At 68.5% G+C, this 17,053-nt stretch carries 15 protein-coding genes; 3 read left to right on the forward strand and 12 right to left on the reverse strand.

What is annotated here, in order from left to right:
• Nucleotides 1-13: 13 nt before the first annotated feature.
• The gene (locus OH768_RS15650; protein WP_406454065.1) at nucleotides 14-373 is read left to right on the forward strand and encodes a hypothetical protein; all 360 of its coding nucleotides are present in this window, start codon (nucleotides 14-16) and stop codon (nucleotides 371-373) included.
• Nucleotides 374-441: 68 nt separating this feature from the next.
• On the opposite strand, the gene OH768_RS15655 is transcribed toward OH768_RS15650, so the two are convergent.
• The 4 genes from OH768_RS15655 to OH768_RS15670 all read right to left on the reverse strand — a co-directional run bounded on the left by OH768_RS15655 (nucleotide 442) and on the right by OH768_RS15670 (nucleotide 6,815).
• The gene (locus OH768_RS15655) at nucleotides 442-1,863 is read right to left on the reverse strand and encodes a sugar porter family MFS transporter (protein ID WP_406454067.1); all 1,422 of its coding nucleotides are present in this window, start codon (nucleotides 1,861-1,863) and stop codon (nucleotides 442-444) included.
• Nucleotides 1,864-2,099: 236 nt separating this feature from the next.
• On the reverse strand, nucleotides 2,100-5,720 hold the full coding sequence (gene smc / locus OH768_RS15660; protein WP_406454069.1) for a chromosome segregation protein SMC: 3,621 nt from the start codon (nucleotides 5,718-5,720) through the stop codon (nucleotides 2,100-2,102).
• A 220-nt stretch (nucleotides 5,721-5,940) separates the two neighbouring features.
• Entirely contained in the window at nucleotides 5,941-6,141 is a 201-nt protein-coding gene (locus tag OH768_RS15665) for a hypothetical protein (RefSeq protein ID WP_019068749.1), read from the reverse strand.
• Between the two features lie 392 nt (nucleotides 6,142-6,533).
• On the reverse strand, nucleotides 6,534-6,815 hold the full coding sequence (locus tag OH768_RS15670; RefSeq protein WP_406454071.1) for an acylphosphatase: 282 nt from the start codon (nucleotides 6,813-6,815) through the stop codon (nucleotides 6,534-6,536).
• A 155-nt stretch (nucleotides 6,816-6,970) separates the two neighbouring features.
• Between OH768_RS15670 and OH768_RS15675 the strand changes: the two genes are divergently transcribed.
• Together OH768_RS15675 and OH768_RS15680 are read left to right on the forward strand one after the other, a co-directional pair.
• The gene (locus OH768_RS15675) at nucleotides 6,971-8,221 is read left to right on the forward strand and encodes a CAP domain-containing protein (protein ID WP_406454073.1); all 1,251 of its coding nucleotides are present in this window, start codon (nucleotides 6,971-6,973) and stop codon (nucleotides 8,219-8,221) included.
• Nucleotides 8,222-8,308: 87 nt separating this feature from the next.
• Nucleotides 8,309-8,710: a winged helix-turn-helix transcriptional regulator gene (locus OH768_RS15680; protein WP_406454075.1), complete on the forward strand. Its 402-nt coding sequence runs from the start codon at nucleotides 8,309-8,311 to the stop codon at nucleotides 8,708-8,710.
• Here OH768_RS15680 and mutM read toward each other — a convergent pair.
• From mutM to OH768_RS15720, 8 genes are all read right to left on the reverse strand, one after another.
• The gene (gene mutM / locus OH768_RS15685) at nucleotides 8,683-9,543 is read right to left on the reverse strand and encodes a bifunctional DNA-formamidopyrimidine glycosylase/DNA-(apurinic or apyrimidinic site) lyase (RefSeq protein ID WP_406454077.1); all 861 of its coding nucleotides are present in this window, start codon (nucleotides 9,541-9,543) and stop codon (nucleotides 8,683-8,685) included. The two genes, OH768_RS15680 and mutM, sit on opposite strands and share 28 nt — an antisense overlap.
• A gap of 78 nt (nucleotides 9,544-9,621) precedes the next feature.
• Complete coding sequence (rnc, locus tag OH768_RS15690; RefSeq protein WP_406454079.1) at nucleotides 9,622-10,467, reverse strand: ribonuclease III; 846 nt, start codon at nucleotides 10,465-10,467, stop codon at nucleotides 9,622-9,624.
• 19 nt (nucleotides 10,468-10,486) lie between these two features.
• Nucleotides 10,487-10,660, reverse strand: coding sequence for a 50S ribosomal protein L32 (gene rpmF, locus OH768_RS15695; RefSeq protein ID WP_015657589.1), 174 nt, complete (start codon nucleotides 10,658-10,660; stop codon nucleotides 10,487-10,489).
• A 2-nt stretch (nucleotides 10,661-10,662) separates the two neighbouring features.
• Nucleotides 10,663-11,316 (reverse strand): YceD family protein, encoded by a 654-nt coding sequence (locus tag OH768_RS15700; protein ID WP_400978402.1) that lies wholly within the window; start codon nucleotides 11,314-11,316, stop codon nucleotides 10,663-10,665.
• A 155-nt stretch (nucleotides 11,317-11,471) separates the two neighbouring features.
• Nucleotides 11,472-12,551 (reverse strand): ATP synthase F0 subunit B, encoded by a 1,080-nt coding sequence (locus OH768_RS15705; RefSeq protein ID WP_406454081.1) that lies wholly within the window; start codon nucleotides 12,549-12,551, stop codon nucleotides 11,472-11,474.
• Between the two features lie 99 nt (nucleotides 12,552-12,650).
• Nucleotides 12,651-13,130 (reverse strand): pantetheine-phosphate adenylyltransferase, encoded by a 480-nt coding sequence (gene coaD / locus OH768_RS15710; RefSeq protein ID WP_019068740.1) that lies wholly within the window; start codon nucleotides 13,128-13,130, stop codon nucleotides 12,651-12,653.
• 26 nt (nucleotides 13,131-13,156) lie between these two features.
• Nucleotides 13,157-13,744, reverse strand: coding sequence for a 16S rRNA (guanine(966)-N(2))-methyltransferase RsmD (gene rsmD / locus OH768_RS15715; RefSeq protein WP_406454083.1), 588 nt, complete (start codon nucleotides 13,742-13,744; stop codon nucleotides 13,157-13,159).
• Nucleotides 13,745-13,823: 79 nt separating this feature from the next.
• Complete coding sequence (locus tag OH768_RS15720) at nucleotides 13,824-17,045, reverse strand: helicase-related protein (protein WP_406454085.1); 3,222 nt, start codon at nucleotides 17,043-17,045, stop codon at nucleotides 13,824-13,826.
• Nucleotides 17,046-17,053: the final 8 nt, after the last annotated feature.

Here is a 17,053-nt window from a genome sequence, read left to right on the forward strand (position 1 = left end):
GTCCACTGCGGTCATGACCTTGGCAGTGGATGTGTTCCTGCGTGACGCGGACGGCCAGTGGAACGTGCTCGACGTTCCGGAGGGATGCAACGACTCGGCCGGCTTCGAGAACTGGCGCGAGACCGTGTGGGGTTCGCCGGCCGTGCGCGCGCTCGGTGCCACGTATCTCCCCGTGCTGGCCTCCAGCGACCTGTACGTCGAGGCCTCGGACGTACCGGACTTCCTGCGCGAGCTCGCGCTGCTGCGGGCGCACCTCGACGACGTCGCCGCGGCCGTGGGAGAGGCTCCCGACCTGGTCGGGAGCCGCCTGGACAACATCGAGTCGGCCGCCCTGCGCGCCCGGAAGATCGGCGGCGGCGTACTCATTTGGTGACCGAGGGATTCGGGGAGACGGGCGGCGGGGGATGGAGCCCGTCTCCCCGAGCTTGCGGGAGGGCTTGGTCAGCCCATGTCCTCCAGCTTCTTGCCCTTCGTCTCCTTCACGAACTTCAGGACGAACGGGATGGAGAGCGCGGCGAAGACCGTGTAGATCACATAGGTCGCGGAGAGGTTCCAGTCGGCCAGCGACGGGAAGCTCGCGGTGATGGCCCAGTTGGCGATCCACTGCGCGGAGGCGGCGACACCGAGGGCGGCGGCGCGGATCTTGTTCGGGAACATCTCGCCGAGGAAGACCCAGACCACGACACCCCAGGACAGGGCGAAGAAGAGGACGAAGACGTGGGCCGCGATCAGCGCGGTCCAGCCCTGCGCGGCGGGCAGCTTGCCGTCGACGAGGTGGTAGGAGAAGGCCCAGGCCTCCAGCGCGAGACCGACGACCATGCCGACCGAGCCGATGAGGGCCAGCGGCTTACGGCCGACGCGGTCCACGAAGATCATGGCGATCACGGTGCCGATGATGTTGATGATCGACGTCGTGAAGGAGTAGAAGAACGACTGCGTCGGGTCGACGCCGACCGACTGCCACAGCGTCGAGGAGTAGTAGAACGCGACGTTGATGCCGACGAGCTGCTGGAAGGCCGAGAGGCCGATGCCGACCCAGACGATCGGCTTGAAGTAGAAGCCGCCACCGCCGAGCAGGTCCTTGAAGGTCGACTTGTGCTCGCTCCTCATCGCGTGCTCGATCTCGGCGACCCGGGCGTCCAGGTCGACCTCGTCGCCCTCGACCTCACGCAGCACGTCGTGGGCACGGGTCAGCTTGCCCGCGGAGATCAGGAAGCGCGGCGACTCGGGGATCGCGAAGGAGAGCAGGCCGTAGAGGACGGCCGGGATCACCATGACGCCGAGCATGACCTGCCAGGCCTCCAGGCCCATGAGCTTGCCGCGCTGGTCGCCGTCGGCGGCGTTCAGCAGACCCCAGTTGACCAGCTGCGAGATCGCGATGCCGATGACGATCGCGGCCTGCTGGAAGGAGCCGAGCCGGCCGCGGTAGGCGGGCGGGGAGACCTCGGCGATGTAGGCGGGGCCGATGACGGAGGCCATACCGATGGCGAAGCCGCCGATGATCCGCCAGAAGGCGAAGTCCCAGAGCGCGAAGGGCAGCGCCGAACCGACGGCGCTGACGGTGAACAGCACGGCGGAGATCTGCATACAGCGGATACGGCCGATGCGGTCGGCTATCCGGCCGGCGGTCGCCGCACCGACGGCACAGCCGATCAGGGCGATGGCGATGACCTGTGCCAGGAGCGTGGAGCCCACGTCGTAGCGGTCGCGGATCGCCTCCACGGCGCCGTTGATCACGGAGCTGTCGTAGCCGAAGAGGAAGCCGCCCATCGCGGCGGCCGCCGCGATGAAGATGACGTGCCCGAGATGCTCGGGATGAGCCGACCCGGCTCCTGACTGTGATGCCTGCGCGGTGCTGGTCACGTGTAACTCCTGAGGCCACCGGCGTCGCTGCCGGGGAGGGGACGACCCTTCCAGTGGCGCACAGCTTCCCGCTGCCCACCACCTGAAGGTAAAAGCAACGCTGAAGAGACTATGCCTTCAAGTTTCGAAGTCAACAGGGGGCCTCTGTGAACTTCAACCCCACAGGTGAGAGCAATGTGTTCAAGACTTGAACACTTGATGGAAGCCCAGGTAAGCCCAGGTAAGCCCATGGAGGTCTAGCGAAGGCGCTGCGAGATGACCTTCGAGACCCCGTCGCCCTGCATGGAGACGCCGTACAACGCGTCGGCGACCTCCATCGTGCGCTTCTGGTGGGTGATCACGATCAGCTGCGAGGCCTCCTGCAGCTCCTGCATGATCCGGATCAGCCGCTGGAGGTTGGTGTCGTCGAGCGCCGCCTCGACCTCGTCCATCACATAGAACGGGCTGGGCCGCGCCTTGAAGATCGACACCAGGAGGGCTACGGCGGTGAGGGACCGCTCCCCGCCGGAGAGCAGGGAGAGCCGCTTGACCTTCTTGCCGGGCGGGCGGGCCTCCACGTCCACACCCGTGGTGAGCATGTTGTCGGGATCGGTCAGGATCAACCTGCCCTCGCCGCCCGGAAACAGTCGGCTGAAGACGCCCTCGAACTGGATTGCCGTGTCCCGGTAGGCCTCCGTGAAGACCTGCTCGACGCGCTCGTCGACCTCCTTCACCACTTGAAGCAGGTCGGCGCGGGTCTTCTTCAGGTCCTCCAGCTGCTCGCTGAGGAACTTGTGCCGCTCCTCCAGCGCCGCGAACTCCTCCAGCGCGAGGGGGTTGACCTTTCCCAGCTGCTGGTACGCCCGCTCGGCCGATTTGAGCCGCTTCTCCTGCTCCGCGCGGTGGAAGGTACGGGGCTGGTTGCGCGGGTCCTCCGGGTCCTCGGGCAGCACCTCGCCCTCGGCGGCGAGCGAGGGCGGCACGAGCTGATGCGGCCCGTACTCCTCGATCAGCCCCGCCGGCTCCACCCCCAACTCCTCCAGCGCCTTGGTCTCCAGCTGTTCGATCCGCATCCGCTTCTCGGCACCGAGCACCTCACCGCGGTGCACCGAGTCGGTCAGCTTGTCGAGCTCGCCCTTGAGGTCACGCCCCTGGTTGCGGGCGGCGGTCAGCTCCTGCTCCCGCCGCGCCTTGGCCGCATCGGCGGCGGTCCGCTCCTCGTCGGCACGGCTCAGCGACACCTCGACATGCGCGAGCAGCTGCCGGGCCCCGAAGGCAACGGCCTCCGCGACGGCGGCCTCGTGCCGCAACCGCGCGAGCCGCTGCTCCGCCCGCGCCCGCGCCTCCCGCTCGGCCCTGGCCCCCCGGTCCAGCGAATCGGCCCGCCCGGCAAGCCCCTTGACCCGCTCCTCATGCGTACGGACCTGAAGCCGCGCCTCCATCTCGGTCTGCCGAGCGTTGGCCCCGTCAGCGGCGAGCCGATCCCGCACACTCGTATCGGGCTCCTCCTCGACCGGCATCTCCTCGGCCACAGCCAGCCGTTCGGCCAGCACCTCAGCCTCTTCCACGGCCTTGTCGAGCGCCTCCTGCGCCCGTGCGGCGGCAGCGGCGGAACGTTCGGCCTCACCCGCGGCCCCGCGCGCCTGCCCGGCCAGCCGTCCCAACTGCTGTGCTACGGCCGACTTCTCGCGCTCTGCCGCCCGGCGCCGCTCCCCCAACTCCTCGACCAGCGCGGCACATTCCTTGCGGCGCTCGGCTGCGGACTGCTGAGCGCCGGTCAACTCCTCGCAGCGGACTGCCAGTTCTTCCAGCTCGGCGACGGCTTCGTCTACTGAGGCCTGGACTTCGAGGAGGCTGGGGGCGCCGGCGGAGCCGCCGTGGGCGAAGTGAGCGCCGAGGAGGTCGCCTTCGGCGGTTACTGCGGTCAACTCTGGGTGCCTGTATACGAGTTGCTCGGCGGCTTCGAGGGTGTCCACTACGACGATGTTGTGGAGGAGACGGCGGATTGCGGGCATCAGGTCGGCGGGGGCGCGGACCAGGTCTGCCGCGAAAGGTTGTTGGGCGTCTGCAGGCTCGTTGTGGCTGGTCGCGCCCCGCGGCGGAGCCGCAAATGGATGCTGCCCCGCGCCCCCTTGGGGCGCCTCAGTGGGCGGTGTCGAATCTCCTGCCAGTAGCAGTGCCGCCCTGCCCCCGTCCTGCTTGCGCAGCAAGCGGATCGCGTCCGCCGCCGAGGACGGGGTCGTCACCGCGATCGCGTCCGCCGCCGCGCCGAAGGCTGCTGCCAGGGCGACCTCGTGGCCCGGGGTCACTGTCAGCAGTTCCGCTGCCGGGCCGAGGATTCCGGTGAGGCGGTCCTGGGCGCCGAGCAGTATGCCCGTGCCGTCCTTGCGGCGCAGGCCCAGTGCCAGTGCGTCGCGGCGGGCCTGAGTGGCGGCGCGCTGGCGTTCTGCCGTGGTAGCTGCCTCGCGGGCGGCGGACTGGGCGGCTTCCGCCTCCGACAGTGCGACCCGGGCCGCACTGTGCTGCTCGGAGAGTTCCTCGTCGCCCGCGTCGAGGCCGTCGACCTCGGCCTGGAGGGTCTCGTACTCCTCCTGTGCGGTGGTCGCCCGTTCCTGGGCCTCGTCGCGGGCGGAGGCGAGGCGGTCGATCTCGGCCTGGGCGGAGGCGGCGCGTGAACGGGCCGCGTTGACCTGGCCGTTGAGCCGGGCGAGGCCCTCGCGGCGGTCGGCGATGGAACGGGCGACGTCCTTCAACCGCTGTTCCTCGGCGGTGAGTTCACGCTCCAGTTCGGAGCGGTGTGCGACCGTGTCCTCCAGGGCGTGTTCGGCCGCCTCCAGGGCCGCTTCCAGCTCGGCCTCCTGCTCGCGGATGCGGGCGGCCTCGCGCTCCATGTCCTCGGGGTCACGGCCGCGCCGTTCCTCGGGGGGCGCCGAGGTCGCGCTCTTCACGCGGGCGTCGGCCAGCGAGATCGTGCCGCGTACCCGCTCGGCCAGCTGGGACAGCTCGTACCAGGTCTGCTGGGCGCGCTGGAGGCGTGGGGTGAGCTGCCGTACTTCGTCCTCCAGGAGCCCTTCGCGCTGGAGGGCCTTGCGCAGCTCCAGTTCGGCGGCTTCCTTGCGTTCCTTGAGCGCGGCCTCGTCGGCGATCTCGGTGTTCAGCGCCTGGCGGAGTCGTACGAGATCGTCGGCCAACAGCCTCAGGCGCGCGTCTCGAAGATCCGCCTGGATGACGGCGGCCCTGCGCGCGACCGCGGCCTGGCGGCCGAGGGGCTTGAGCTGGCGGCGGAGTTCGTCGGTCAGGTCCTGCACGCGCGCGAGGTTGGCCTCCATCGCGTCCAGCTTGCGCAGCGCCTTCTCCTTGCGCTTGCGGTGCTTGAGGACGCCGGCCGCCTCCTCGATGAAGGCGCGGCGGCCCATGGGGTCGGCGTGCAGCACGGAGTCGAGCTGGCCCTGGCCGACGATGACGTGCATCTCACGGCCGATGCCGGAGTCGGAGAGGAGCTCCTGGATGTCGAGGAGACGGCAGGTGTCGCCGTTGATCTGGTACTCGCTGCCGCCGTTGCGGAACATGATCCGCGTGATGGTGACCTCGGCGTACTCGATGGGCAGCGCCCCGTCGGAGTTGTCGATGGTCAGGGAGACTTCGGCGCGGCCGAGGGGCGGGCGCCCCGTGGTGCCGGCGAAGATGACGTCCTCCATCTTGCCGCCGCGCAGCGACTTGGCGCCCTGTTCGCCCATGACCCAGCTGAGCGCGTCCACCACATTGGACTTGCCCGAGCCGTTCGGACCGACGACACACGTGATCCCCGGCTCGAACCGGAGCGTGGTCGCCGAGGCGAACGACTTGAACCCCCGCAGGGTCAGGGCCTTGAGGTGCACGGCGCTGGACTCTACCTTCCGCTGCTCGCTCTCTCCATGAACGTCCGGTTCCCCGCGGTTTCGCCCTTGAACGTGCAGGGCACACCAAACGTTAAAGAGGGTGGAGGCTTGCGGGGGAAAGAAAGAAGGGACGCCGAAGCGTCCCTTGCAAACTCTGACAACTTAGCGGTTGGTTGATACAGGCCGCCCAACCACTGCTTGTCATGATGCGGTGCAGTGATCAGGTGAGCGCGGGCTCCGCCTGGCGTGCGTCGAGCTCGAGAAGCGAATCGTGAGTTGCGGCAGCCGTCAGCGCGTCGTTCTCTTCCTGGATCCGTACGAGCTCGGATTCCAGGTCCTGGACGCGCTGCTGGAGCCGTCGCATCTCGGCGAGGAGTCGCGGGTCGGAGCCGCCGACGTAACCGAGAAGCGCCTTTGCCATGATGGATGGTCCTCCACACTGAGTGACCGACCGAAGCGGTGTGGGTCGTGAGGGAATCGCACCCGCGATGCTTGACACACTCGAGGGTTGCTCTGCTGTTCTTCCATGCCAAACAGCTAAGGTGCGCGGGGTTTTCAGCGTCTCACCAAAATGTTTGACGGTCAACACGATCACGCCCCGTATTGGCGGGCAACCCGGGGCTGCGCGGCCCTGACCGGGCGGCGCTGCGACTCCTGCGGGGCCTGACGGGACTGGCGATCATCCTTAGGTGCGGAGCCTGCCAGAGCGAGCCATTCTTGGCAACCACCAGGCCATTTCTGCTGTAGGCAGGTGCCAGTGGCATGCCCCTCCGCTTCCGCCAGGGCCGCTTTACACCTTTTCGGAGAATGTGCTCAGCGGATCGCGAAGCCGTCGTAGCCGCCGCGAGGTGTGTCCCAGATCTCGGTGACACCTTCCACGCGCCCGGGCGTGTCGTAGCCCCGGAGCCAGTCGAGGAGTCCTTCGCAGCCCTCGCGGGATCCCTCCGCGACCACTTGCACGCGTCCGTCGCCCAAATTGAGAGCAAAACCACTCAGGCCCCCGATCTCCAGAGCCTTGGCACGGGTAAACCACCGAAAACCCACACCTTGCACACGCCCTCGCACCCAGGCGACCAACCGCACATCCTCGCTCATGGCTGCAACCTAACCGGCCAATGTCTCTCCGGACACTTGCTCCCCACCCGCCATGCGGTACCGTCCGCCCCAATGAATCTCATATGAAACTCACTCGATCGAGTGAGCTGGGTCACCGCACGGACGAGTTGACCGCAAGGACGAAAGGCAAGGACATGGGACGCCACCGACGCTCCGCCGCCGGCCGCGCCGCCACGAGCCGCGCCACGGGGGTCACAGAGACGCACGGCTCATACACGAGCGGCTACGACCCGCACGACTCGTACGACTGGAACGACCGGGCCGACGGTTCCGGCTGGAACGCCGCCGACGGCTCGACGATCGGCATGGCGCCCTATCTGCACCCGGAGGGCCCCGCCGAGTTCCACCCGAACCGCCAGGCCCACGACTACCAGGTGCACACCGACAGCCAGGTCCGCGCGAACCACGAGGTCCCTCCGAAGTCGGAGGCCCGGCTGCGGGCCGAGAGCCGGCTGAAGTCCGACTCCCGGCTGAAGAGCGAGGCCTATCTCTTCGCCACCGAGGAGGACTACGCCGTGGTCTTCCCCGAGGCGGCCGGCGCCTCCTCCCGGGGTGACGGTTCGCGCCCGGGCCGTGGACGCCGTCGTAAGCGCAAGAGCGTGACGCCGGTCAAGACCGGCCTGCTCGGGGTCTCCGCCGCCGTCGCCATAGGCACGGTCGCGGTCGCCACGGGTGCGGTGCCGGGGCTGGACAACTACAAGCTCGGCGGCGGTGGCAACAGCGACAAGGTGCAGGCCGCGGGCTCGCCGTCCAACTCGGCGACCGAGCAGGGCGGTACCTCCGGCAGCGCGGAGTCCCGCGACTCCGGCTCGTCCACGAGCCGTGACGCGAACCGCGCGGCCTCGCCCTCGGCGGCTCCGACCAAGTCCGCCACCGCTCCCGCCACGAAGGCCCCGGCGAAGAAGCCGACGGCCACCCCGACCAAGGAGCCGACGACCTCGACTCCCTCGGCGAAACCCACCCCGACGCCTACGCAGTCCGCGGCCGCGCCGGTGACGGTCTCCGCGGAGACCGCCGCCGAGGCCGAGGTGCTCAAGCTCGTCAACGAGCAGCGGGCGATCGCCGGCTGCACCCCGGTGGCAGCCAACAGCTCGCTGACCACGCTGGCCGAGAACTTCAGCCAGCAGATGGCCGACCAGGACTTCTTCGACCACACCGACCCCAGCGGGGCCACCCCGTGGGACCGGGCGGAGAAGCTCGGCATCACCAACCTCGGCGGCGAGAACATCGCCCGCGGCCAGGCGGACGCCGCCGCGGTCATGGACGCCTGGATGAACAGCCCCGGCCACAAGGCCAACATCCTGAACTGCGACTTCAAGACCCTGGGCGTCGGTGTGCACCTCGGCACCGGCGGCCCCTGGTGGACGCAGGACTTCGGGTACTAGTCGGACACCGACGGACACCGACAGGGAGCGCTAACCTCTGGTTAGTGCTCCCTTTTGGTTAGCGCTGCGTTCGCGTACGCTGAAGAAATGGACACCACCCAGGAGCGTACGGAGGAGCAGAACTTCCCGTACAGCGTGTTCGCCAAGGCATGCCCCTCCCGAGGCACCCTGGAGCACGTCACGGGCCGCTGGGGCGGGCTCACCCTGTGCGCGCTGCACGAGGGCTCCCTGCGCTTCAACGAACTGCGGCGGCGCGTCGACGGCGTGAGCGAGAAGATGCTGTCGCAGACCCTGCACGCCCTGGAGCGCGACGGCCTGGTGCACCGCGAGGCCCAGCCGACCAACCCGCCCCGCGTGGACTACGAGTTGACCCCGCTGGGACACGGCGTCGCCGAACGCCTCATGGGGCTCGTCGACTTCGTGGAGGGCCGTATGGACGACGTCCTCGCGGCCCGCACGCGCTACGACGAGACGCGCGGCGCCCTCTGACACTTCGAGCAGAAGTAGCTCGACCGGTTCATCCACGCCCGCCGGCTCATCGGCGTACCGCAGCGCCGGCACGGCAGGCCCTCGCGGCCGTACGCGTCGAGCGAGCGGTCGAAGTAGCCCGACTCCCCGTTCACGTTGACGTACAGGCTGTCGAAGCTGGTGCCGCCCACGGAGAGGGCCGCGTTCATCACATCCCGTGCGTGGCCCAGGAGTTCGGCGGTGCGCGGGCGGGTGAAGGTCGCGGTCGGGCGTTCGTAGTGGACGCGGGCCCGCCAAAGGGCCTCGTCCGCATAGATGTTGCCGACTCCGCTGATCAACGACTGGTCCAGCAGGGCCCGTTTGATGGTCGTGCGCTTGCGGCGCAGCGCCTGGTGGAACAACTCGTCGTCGAACAAGGGGTCCAGGGGGTCGCGCGCGATGTGCGCGATGACGTCCGGCAGCCCGTCCGGGGTGGTGTCGTGCAACGACAGCCCACCGAAGGTGCGTTGGTCGACGAAGCGGAGTTCGGTACCGAGGGTGTCGGCGAACCGGACCCGGATGCGCAGATGCTTCTCGTCGGGGAACTCGTGCCGCTGGACGAGGAGTTGACCACTCATCCCGAGGTGGGCCAGGACCGCCTGGTGAGTGTCCTCCAGCGGCAGCCACAGGTACTTCCCGCGACGGCTGGGCGTGCCGATGCGATGCCCCTTGAGCCGGTGCGCGAAGTCGTCGGCGCCGGCGACATGGCGTCGTGCCGCACGCGGATGCAGTACCTCGGTGTCGGCGACGGTGCGCTGGGCGACCCACCGCTCCAGACCCCGCCGGACGACCTCGACCTCGGGCAACTCGGGCATTGGCATCCCCTGTTGGTCATGTGAATGAGCCGAGCGCCCGCCCCACTCGGGGACGGGCGCTCGGGTCGCGCTGTTCGGTCAGGCGGACGCCGACGACTGGTCGGCGCTCTCCTCGGCAGGCTGCTCAGCGGCCTCGGCGGCGGTTTCGGCGGCCTGTTGCTCGGCCGTCTCCTTCGCCTTCTTGGCGCGCTCGTCCGCGTCGGCCCGGATGGACCGCCAGGCGGACTCGGCGGCCTGCTGCTCCGCCTCCTTCTTGCTGCGGCCGGTGCCGGTGCCGTACGAGACGCCTCCGACGCGGGCGGCAGCAGTGAAGGTCTTCTCGTGATCCGGGCCGGTCTCCGTGACCAGGTACTCGGGGACACCGAGCCCCTCGGTCGCGGTGAGCTCCTGGAGACTGGTCTTCCAGTCCAGGCCGGCACCGAGGTTCGAGGACTTCTCGATCAGCGGGTCGAACAGGCGGTGCACCAGTTCGGAGGCCGCGTCGAGGCCCTGGTCGAGATAGACCGCGCCGATCACCGCTTCAAGGGTGTCGGCGAGGATGGACGCCTTGTCCCGGCCCCCCGTGCCCTCTTCACCGCGGCCGAGCCGGATGAAGGAGCCGAGTTCCAGACCGCGACCGACCTCCGCCAGCGCACGAGAGTTGACCACCGCGGCCCGCAGCTTGGCCAGTTGGCCTTCGGGCAGGTCGGGGTGGGTCGTGTACAGCGTGTCCGTGACGACGAGGCCGAGCACGGAGTCCCCGAGGAACTCCAGCCGCTCGTTCGTCGGCAGACCGCCGTTCTCGTACGCGTACGAACGGTGGGTCAGCGCACGCACCAGAAGGGCGGACTCGAGGTGATACCCGAGCCGCCCTTCCAACAGCGTGTGGGACGAGGCTGTGTCCGCGTGTTTCTTGGCGACTGAGTCGGCCTTGACGTCAGACATGGTGCCTCTCACCAGCCGCTCAGACCTCGAGGACCTGGCGCTTGTTGTACGTGCCGCAAGACGGGCACGCGATGTGCTGCTGCTTGGGCTCGTGGCAGCGCTCGCACGCAACCAGAGGGGTGACCGCAGCCTTCCACTGCGACCGGCGGTGGCGCGTGTTGCTGCGCGACATCTTCCGCTTCGGAACAGCCACGGCTACTTCTCCTGCTTCTCGTTGGCGCGCGCCGGTCGGGGCGCCTCGCCACTGATCTCGTCCTTCTCGCCGTCTTCGAGTGAACCGGCGAGTCCCTGCAGTGCCGCCCAACGGATGTCGACGGCGTCATGGTGGTGGTCCGGGTCGTCCGTGAGCCGCACTCCGCACTCGGAGCACAGGCCCAGACAGTCGTCCTGGCACACCGGCTGCATCGGCAGTGCGAGCACCACCGCATCGCGCAGCACGGGTTCGAGGTCGAACAGGCCGTCCTCGATGAAGAGCCTGTCCTCGTCTTCCTCGGCGTCGTCGACCGGTTCCGCTTTCACACGGCCACGGTCGTCGGCGTCAGGGTACGAGAACATCTCCTGGAATTCCGCTTCGAGCGACAGCTCGAGCGGCTCCAGACACCTTACGCACTCCCCCTTGGCCTGTGCACGGGCGGTGCCTGTGACAAGCACCCCTTCCATGACCGACTCAAGGCGGAGGTCGAGCTTCACCGGGGCGCCTTCCGGCACTCCGATGACTCCCTGGATCCCGAGATCCTTGGGAGCGTCGATCGAACGGGTCAGGCGCTGCAGCGCACCAGGACGCCGCCCCAGCTCGTGAGTGTCGAACACGAGAGGGTTGCGGTGGTCGAGGCGGGCGTTCAGAGCCATTCCTGTCTTTCGGTCTGCTGAGCTCAAGGAGCGCTGCCCTTCGGTGCTTCCGGGCAGCGTTGATCGCGGACGTACACGCGACCGAAGAGCCAGGATACTGGACCTTTCGCTCACGGCCCAATCCGGTGTGCGCTCTCGGCCACCGGCCCGGATTACTACAGGCCTCGCCCCTGCTCGTACGCCCGCAGCTGCTCGGCGCTGATCATGCCGGTGTCGAAGAGGCTGGTCTCATCGAGGGCGTAACCCTGCTGAGCCTGTTGCGCCTGCTGGTCGACCTGGGCCTGCTGCAGCTGATTCGGGTCGTACACGGGCTGCTGGCCGGTGTCGTAGCCCTGGTAGGCATACGGGTCGGCCTGCTGGTAGCCGTAGGGGTCCTGCTGCTGGGGCTGGGCGTACTGCTGCTGGTAGCCGTACTGGTCCTGCTGCTGGCCGGTCTGCTGGTAGTCGTAGGCCGCCTGCGGGGCGTAGTCCTGCTGCTCGGGCTGGAGCGGGGTGGCAGAGACCGGGGTGTCCGTGACGGTCGCGAGGTCGGCGAGGTAGTCGGCGTCGCTGGTGTGCTGGACCTGATTGCCGTCGTCGTCGAAGGCGAGCGCGCCCAGGTCGTCGCTGGCGATCCGGCCGTGCAGCTTCTGCCGGCCCTTGCCGACGGCCTCCAGGGTCTTGGCGAGGACCGCCTCGAAGGCGCCGAGCTTGACGTCCACGTAGGCGTCGGCGTCGCGGCGCAGGGTCTCCGGGTCGTGGCTGCGCTCGGGGGCGTCCTCGTCCTCGTAGCCCTGGTCGTCGATGCCGGGCCCGGTACCGAGCAGCTTCTCGCGGCCCCGGCCGACCGAGCCGAGGGTCTTGGTGAGGACGACCTCGAAGTTGGCGAGCTTGGAGTCGACGTAGTCGTCGGCCTCCGCGCGGACCTCCTCGGCCTCCTGGCGGGCCTCGGCGAGGATGCGGTCCGCCTCGTTCTGCGAGCGGCGGGCGACCTCGGTGTCGGAGATCAGCGAGCCGCGTTCGGCGTGCGCGGTCTGGATGATCCGCTCGGCCTCCTGACGGGCCTGCTCGACCATCTCGTGCCGGCCGCCGATCAGCTCCTGCGCCTCGGCCAGCGAGTCGGGCAGCGCCGCACGCACCTCTTCGAGCATGGCGAGCAGCTCGGCGCGGTTGACCACGCAGGAGGCCGACATGGGCATGGACCGGGCGCTGGAGACCGAGGCGACGATCTCGTCGAGCTTCTTCTGCACGTCCACCGTGTGCTCGCCACTCTCTACCGACGTGTTGGAGACGGACGGGTCGACTGTACGACCACTCCCGTCCCGCCCGACACCGGGTGACGCACAGTCAGTCCCTCAGGCCTTGCCGATCCGGCCCTTGAGCGCGTCCAGGACCACCGGCGGCACCAGGTGGGAGATGTCGCCGCCCCAGGTCGCGACCTCCTTGACCAGCGAGGACGACAGGAAGCTGTAGGTGGGGCTGGTCGGGATGAAGAGGGTTTCGACGCCCGAAAGACCGTTGTTCATCTGGGCCATCTGAAGCTCGTAGTCGAAGTCGCTGACCGCGCGCAGGCCCTTCACGATGGCGGGGATGTCGCGCTGCTTGCAGTAGTCGACGAGGAGGCCGTGGTAGGCCTCGACCTGCACGTTGCCGAACTCGGCGGTGACCTCACGGATCAGTTCGATCCGCTCGTCGACGGTGAACAGGCCCTTCTTCGACTGGTTGATCATCACGACGACGTGCACGACGTCGTACAGCCGGGAGGCACGGGCGATGATGTCGAGGTGTCCATTGGTGATGGGGTCGAAGGACCCCGGACAAACAGCGCGGCGCACTTGATTTCCCTCGCTCTCCGGTCCGGTCATCGTGCGTCTTCGCACGTAGAGGCGGCGCGACCGTACCAAAAGGTCCCCTCGCCGTAACGACGGGCCCGGATCCCCTCGAAACCGTCCGGCCACCCGAATTCACCGCCCCTGGTGCTGCGCTCCACGGTGACGAGAGCGTCCGGCGCGAGCCAGCCCCCAGACCGGAGTGTGAGGAGAATCTCCCGAAGATCGTAATCTGGGACAACATATGGCGGATCGAGAAAGACGATGTCGTACGGCTCTGTCGGCGCCGGCATCTGGACGACCTGTTCGGCCTTGCCCGCCCTGACCTCGGCGCCGGGAAGGCCAACGTTCTTGATGTTCTCCCTGACGATCCGGGCCGCCTTGGCGTCGGCCTCGACGAGGAGGGTGTGGCCGGCTCCTCGGGACAGGGCCTCCAGTCCTACGGCTCCTGAGCCCGCGTAGAGGTCCAGGACCCGTTCGCCGTTCAGGGGGGCGCCGAGGAGCGACTGCCAGGTGGAGAAGAGGCCCTCGCGTGCGCGGTCGGAGGTGGGGCGGGTGCCGGTGCCCGGCGGCACGGCGAGTCGACGTCCGCCGGCTGTGCCGGCGATCACGCGGGTCATCTTGGGTCCTTGCTTGTGGGCGTCTTCAGATATCAGTGTGGCTGGCCGCGCAGTTCCCCGCGCCCCTGGGGTATCACCGCTAGCCCTTTTCCAAGTACTGCTCTCTCTCCTCGTCCAGTAGGGCGTCCAGTGCTGTGCGCAGGCCTGGGAGGTGCTCCAGTTCTGGATCGGTCGCCACCACCGCCGTCGCCTCCTCCCTCGCCTCCGCGATGACCTCCTCGTCCTCGATGACGGACAGCACCCGCAGGGAGGTACGGGCGCCGGACTGGGCCTGTCCCAGCACATCGCCCTCTCTGCGCTGTTCGAGGTCGATGCGGGAGAGCTCGAAGCCGTCGAGTGTGGACGCGACGGAGTTGAGGCGCTGGCGGGCCGGGCTCGCCTCCGGCATCTCGGTGACCAGGAGGCAGAGGCCGGCCGCGGAACCACGGCCGACTCGGCCGCGCAACTGGTGGAGTTGGGAGACCCCGAAGCGGTCCGCGTCCATGATCACCATCGCCGTGGCGTTGGGCACGTTGACGCCGACCTCGATGACCGTGGTGGCGACCAGGACGTCGGTGTCCCCGGCGGCGAAGCGGCGCATCACGGCGTCCTTGTCGTCCGGGTGCATACGGCCGTGCAGCACCTCGATCTTCAGGCCCTGAAGAGGGCCCTTGGCCAGCTGGGCGGCGACGTCGAGGACGGCGAGCGGCGGGCGCTTCTCGGCCTCGTCCTCGGCGGACTTCTTCTTGGCGGCCTTCTTGGGGTCGTCCTCCTCGTCGCCGATGCGCGGGCAGACCACGTACGCCTGATGGCCGTTGCCCACCTCTTCGCGCACCCGCTCCCAGGCGCGGGCCAGGAAGTGGGGTTTGTCGGCGGCGGGGACGACATGGCTGGCGATGGGTGAGCGGCCGGCCGGGAGCTGGTCGAGAACCGAGGTCTCCAGGTCGCCGAAGACCGTCATGGCGACCGTGCGCGGGATGGGGGTGGCGGTCATGACGAGGAGGTGCGGGGGTTGTTTGCCCTTGCCGCGCAGGGCGTCGCGCTGTTCGACGCCGAAGCGGTGCTGTTCGTCGACCACGACCAGGCCCAGGTCGTGGAACTGGACCTTGTCCTCGATCAGCGCGTGCGTGCCGATCACGATCCCGGCCTCGCCGGTGACGAGGTCCAGGAGTGCCTGCCTGCGGGCCGCCGTCCCCATCGACCCGGTGAGCAGCGTGACCTTCGTGGCCCGCTCGGCCCCGCCCAGCATCCCGCCCTCGGCCAGCTCCCCCATCATCTCGGTGATGGAACGGTGATGCTGCTGCGCGAGCACTTCGGTGGGCGCGAGCATCGCGGCCTGTCCGCCGGCGTCGACGACGGCGAGCATGGCTCGGAGGGCGACCATGGTGTTGTGGGTCACTGTGAAGTTGTCGGTGACGTAGGCGCGGCTGGGGTGCGCGACGCTGATGCACTGGACGGGCTTGCGTCCCACGTACTCAACTGCCCGGATTCCACGGCGGAACGTGTTGTATTTCGGCCTGCTCCTCACCCGTTCCGCCTTGCGGGCGATCCTGAACGGGGCGTGTTCATCAGGCAGGGCCACGGAGACGTTGAAGGCCGCCTTCTTCGGCAGGACGCGCGCTCGCCCGCCGAGTGAACGCACCAGCCAGGCAACGTCGTTGGCCAGTGCGAGCGAGGCAGAACAGAACGAGATGCTCAAGCCGTCCCCGTGGACGGTGCCGTCCGTGTCCATCAGCCCTTGAAGCAGAGCCAGGCGGTTCTTGATCGATGTGTTCTTGAACTGGTCGGGAACGAACTTGCCGTGCGATGCGACACCCCAGAGACTCAATCCGCGCAGGGTCTGGATCACGGGATTGCGGACGCCTCCGGCCCGTTGGACGAGCTGAATGGTGAAGTCGCAGCCAGGACCCTTCACCGGGACCACTTGGCACTCCGGGGCCACAGCTGTCGCCACGGCATCACGAATCTCGTCGTCGATCGTGGAAAAACGCAGGTTGTGCCGGAATGAGCCGTCTCCCAGGAGAAGACCGAAGAGGTAGGGATCAAGAGGCAGTCCGCAGTCGCCTCCGAGGTCGACCGGAGCCGCTGCCGGGAGATACCACTTCGAAGATCCGTCGGCCTCGAACGTGTCCAGGCGGATCTCCCTGGTCGTCATGACTTTGGGAGCTTGTCCTCGGTGCCATCCGCAGCTCGTGCCGACGATCCAAAGATGCTCGTCGTCGCACTCCACCTGGCTTCCGTCGGAGAGGACCAAGCGCCAGACCTCGCGCTCTCCCTGGGGGAAGACCCCGTCGATCAGCGCGATCTCCCCGTCCGGCACGACAATTTCGTCCCCCACCTTCAGATCGCCCATACGACGGAACCCGGCAGGCGTGAGCACGAGCGAGTCGAGCGGCTGCGCCTTGCCCGAACCCACCTCCCCCTGCAGCAACCGATGCATCGGATGCTCGGTCGCCAGGTCGTCGAAGATCTCCCTGGACACCTTCAACTGCCCGTCCGTGAGGGTGAACGGAAGGCGGTCGTCGAAGGCGGTCAGGAGGCCGTCGGGGGACGGTTTGCGGGCTACGGCGGGGAGTTGCGCGTCGGTGTGGCGGCGGCGGGCCAGGGCGACCTGGAGGACGAAGGCCTCGTCCCACTTGAGGCGGTCGCGGGCGGCGGCGATGTCCGCCTTGGTGTGCGGGCGGTGGATCTTGAGGAGGGCTTCCGGGAGGGAGACCAGGCCGCGGCCCTCGCGGAGGGAGTCCGGGAGGGGGTCGACGGCCTCCTGGGCGCTGGGCAGGGCTGTCTGGAGCGCCTTGCCGATCTTCCAGGACTCCAGTTTGGCGGTGGCGGGGTAGATGGGGATCAGGGTGCCTGCCCAGGTCTCGACCGTCTCCTCGGCGTCGCCCTTGAGCAACTCGTATGCCGGGTGCGCGAGTTGCAGTCGGCGGTTGAAAACGGAGACCTTGCCGGCGAACATCGCGCGGGTGCCCGGCAGGAGTTCCTTGTGGGGTTTGTGAACTCCCGAGCCGAAGAAGACGAGTTGGAGCCGGCCGCTGCCGTCCGTGATCGTGACTTCGAGTCGCTGGCCCTTGCCCCGCGGGGCCTTGCTGGACGCGAAGGTGTGCAGACGGGCGTCGGCGACCTGGGCGACCACGGTGACGTGCTCGTCCATCGGCAGCTCGGCCAGGTGCGTGAGCTGGCCGCGCTCCTCGTATCTGCGCGGGTAGTGGTGCAGGAGGTCGCCCACGGTGTGCAGGCCGAGATGCTCGGCCATCACCTTCGCGGTGGCGGGGCCGAGCACCTTTTTCAGTGGTTCTTCCAGTGCGGGCACGAGATCCATTGCACACC

Origin of the sequence: Streptomyces sp. NBC_01622 (genome assembly GCF_045209635.1) — a bacterium.
In the GTDB taxonomy this organism is placed as follows: domain Bacteria; phylum Actinomycetota; class Actinomycetes; order Streptomycetales; family Streptomycetaceae; genus Streptomyces.